Here is a 3,819-nt window from a genome sequence, read left to right on the forward strand (position 1 = left end):
TTATTTCGATTTCACCTGATGAACCGGAACTATATTTGAACTCTCTTTGACCATCGTCATCATTGACTATTCCAGGAGTGTCGGTAATACCAACTTTCGACTTTTTACCACTTGCTGGCACATAATCGTCTTCTCCGTCTCCATCAATATCTCCAAGGTTGACGTAGTCATTTTCTGTGAAATGCTTGTCTCCATCGATATCAAAAGGTGAATAAGGCAATCGGCTGCCTGAGTTGACATCCAGTTCCATAAGCCAACTTGTGCCACCGTCACCACATGGGTCTTCGGAAGGAAGCAGCGTTGTGAAAATAACTCGGCCATTACGGACGATAGCTTCACTGACCTGACGTTCGCCGTGGTTTGCAGCGGTGTCTGGGTCAATTAAATCAATATACCACCCCATATGGGTAGACCAGTCAATGGTGTTTTCAGATGTGACTCGGAGTTCAAAACCGGACTGAATTAACTCGTTGGTAATTGATTGTTGCAGCAGATTAGTTTTGTCAAACGTGCTGAATGAGTTCAGATCTTTATCCCAGAGTCCGTAAAAACTTTGAGTAGTCTGGTTGGTATCACTGTTATCACCCACTTCAAAATATTTACCCGTGCCGAACAAAACCAGGTAACCATTACCTGTGGGGTGGTTAATAATTTGTGGTTGCGTGGTAATCGGTTGTGAATTGGTAGTCGAGCAGGGTGTGCTTGAACAAGCTGTATACAATGGCTGAGGTTTACCAGCATCTTTCATCGCGAAATCCCACTGATTTGGGTTATCGGATGTGATGTCAATTTTCCACATATTGCCAAAAAGGTCACCGGCATAGATAAAGTCAGCAATCGCATCATCGTCAATGTCTACAACAGCCGGTGTTGCCAGGCCATTGGGACGGTTTTGGCCCGAGGGGTCTTGAGCTGTGCCTTTCTGGGTATCAAGGGGTAGCGTAGTAAGGAGGCCACCACTGGCCAAGTCAACTATATAGAGCTTGGCGTTACCTGTGGTGCTATCGGCGGTTGCCCCATCACCCGCATTATCTGCTGTATTGTTATAACCACCGCTGAAAATAGCTGCCCAGCTGCCATCATGCATCCTGACGATGCTGGGTTTGCCAAAGGTATAGCCCAGGTCACTATTATCACTGTCAGTGTATTCCCATAACACGTCATTTTCATCAAAATTCTCAGGGTCTGTCACATCCAAGGCGAAGATGCCTTGTCCTCCAGCGCCAAGTCCGGACACCAGAACGGTTTTCCAACTGCCAGCAATAAAAACATCCACAATCGTTGGTGATTCATCAACATAATATTCGTGATTGTATCCGGAGACCGTTAAGTCGCTCAGGTTGTGATAAACACTCTCAGGGACATAACTGAACAGTTCAACGCCTGTTTCGGCATTGAAGGCATGGAGCATGCCGTCGTTGGCACCCACGTAGACTACTGCTTGGCGACTTTGGTTATTGAGTTTAAAGGTTGAGTAGCGTTCGGCACTTACAGCATTTTCCGCCACCCCTGGTGCTCCAGACTCCCATATATCTGGGTAGCGCTGCAATGGCATACTCACATAGGCAGGACTTGAGTGGATAATATCACCCAGTAGCGTATTGCGGTTGCGGAAGCTGCCACCGTTTGACAGTTCATTGCTGTCGTCCCCCCTCAGGTAATTAAGAACACTCTGACTACCGAGTGAAGCTTGTTGTGCCGTTGATAAAGCCGTGAAAGTTGAGAACTCCAGACCAGCATTGCCATCATAAGTAAATATTTTACGGCTGCCGTGTGCAGGAATCAGATCACCGGCATTCCAGCTTGCCGTACTGCTCAATGCGCCATCAGAGTCAACATTGTAGGCAAGCAACTGCCCGCTCCAGTCCTCACTGTTAAATTTTGCTTGGTAGACCAGGCTGTTCGTTGAAATGGTGCCAGTGTTTAATGCCACTGAAGATGCCGAGGACTGACGCTTTGAGATAGATGCCAGTACATCCGCAATAGCATCGGCGAGGTCTTTCGGATTTGAAGCGTTAAAAAATCCACCCCGACTATTGACTGAGGCGTGAAGCAGATCGTCGAGTCGGGCTGGACAATCGCTACCGCTGCAGTTACCAGAACTTGAAGGATTCGTATCGGGCCAACTGATGTCAGTTTCAGTATCGATGGCGTTCCATGCATCGTCGGCATTAATTGAGCCAGTTAGGCCGAAGCTGATGCCAAAGGTGCTCATATGTTGCCAAAAAGCCGGATCAAGGGGCGAGGTGGCAACATCATTCTCCAAATCTGTACGCAGATCCCGTTTCCAGTAATACATCGCCACATCGGCCAGCGTATTGCTCTGACTGTCTCGGAATGGACCAATCGGTGTGTATTCGAAGGATGGGTTCTCCGGTCCTGTGATTTCTAAACCTGCCGCATTATCCACATTGGCTCTTGCGGCACTGGTATCGGCATCATAACTGCTACCGCCACTCCAGTAACCATCAGTCATCATGATGCTGTAATTCAGGCGGCAGGTGTAATCGGTACCGCCTGATTGTCCTGGGGTTGAACTCCACGGGCCTTTTTCGTCAGTTCGGGAAAAATATTGACCGACATCATCCAGCGCTTCTCTTAACGGTGTTCCTGAGGGCGGGATGTCCCGTCCGTACAAATTATCAAAAAAATCTCCACGTGACGTATCAAAATCACGAACGCCATCAATGATAGTGCCGGTTGAAACATCATCGACATCAGATGAGCCTTTGTTGATAGTGGCATAACCGATACGTTTTTTGCTTTGATCAACAAAGGCTCGACCAATACTTGCCCGTGCTGTCAGAATTCTCGAGCGATAATAGGTATACCAGTTGGCAAAATTCTGAATTTCCTGATCATAGGAGCAGATGCCATCGCCGCCACAATCATCACGTTGACTTCGATTATGACCACTATAGTTAGGAGTGCTGGAGCGAATCTCGACCCGGGTGTAATTGTTCCAACTCCATTGAGCCCCACCGTTGTGCCAGAAGTAAGTCGCTGGCCAGAAAGATTTATTTGATGTCGAGCTTGAGCAGGAGCCGCCGCTGTCACAATCTCGCCAGCGATTACTATTGTATCGATCATTGCTTGTGGTGAGATCACGTGCTACAGAATTGACATCTCCGTATGGACAAGAACCGGTATTTTCAGGATTATGCCAGGCACAGTCTGGATCCGCATCCGGGTAGAGCGATTTATCTTCCTTGACCCAAGGGCGGTAGGTTACGGAAGGGTCGTAGTAAGTGCTGTTAAATTGCGGAGAGCGAGAGGTGGCATTATAGGCATTATTGTCATCAACAGTGACAACCTGTAATAGCGATTTAGAGTAGCTTGGATAAGGCGTACCGCTACCATAGACGCTGTCAGGGCTTGGAAAGAGCATGGCTGAATAAGAGCTGCCCGGGAAAGCCAAATCGTCCGGTGTGACTTCAAATACCATCGAACCGGAATCATCGAGAATGAACATGATGTTGGGTTCGACACCGCCCCCCAGATACAGAGGTGTCTTGCTGAGGCTGAGCGGGGCAGTGTTTGCAAAAGTATGGATACTGAATAAAGCGAGAGCGACATAAAATTTTAGTGCTGTACGTGAAATCATGACTAAAACCTCTTAGCGAGCGTGCTTTGTAATAAAGAACGGGCCATATCAGTGCCGCCGGTTCCCTGACCTGTGATTCGATAATAGACTGTCCCAGCAGGGGGCCCACCTTCACCAATTAACAAGTCATCAGACTTAAAATATTGAAATTCGATGATACTGCGTGGCACTGAATTAACGTTAGGCAATGCCACTGAGTAAGCAACGCCATTATT

Annotated in this window: 2 protein-coding genes; both read right to left on the minus strand. The window is 47.8% G+C overall.

The annotated features are described in order from the left end of the window. The coding region (locus ACTF5U_RS12245; RefSeq protein WP_438971916.1) for a pilus assembly protein at positions 1 to 3,604 on the minus strand (3,604 nt) is incomplete at its 3' end. 2 nt (positions 3,605 to 3,606) lie between these two features. Then, the coding region (locus tag ACTF5U_RS12250; RefSeq protein WP_438971917.1) for a pilus assembly PilX family protein at positions 3,607 to 3,819 on the minus strand (213 nt) is incomplete at its 5' end.

Source organism: Methylophaga sp., assembly GCF_965655755.1.
Taxonomy (GTDB): domain Bacteria; phylum Pseudomonadota; class Gammaproteobacteria; order Nitrosococcales; family Methylophagaceae; genus Methylophaga.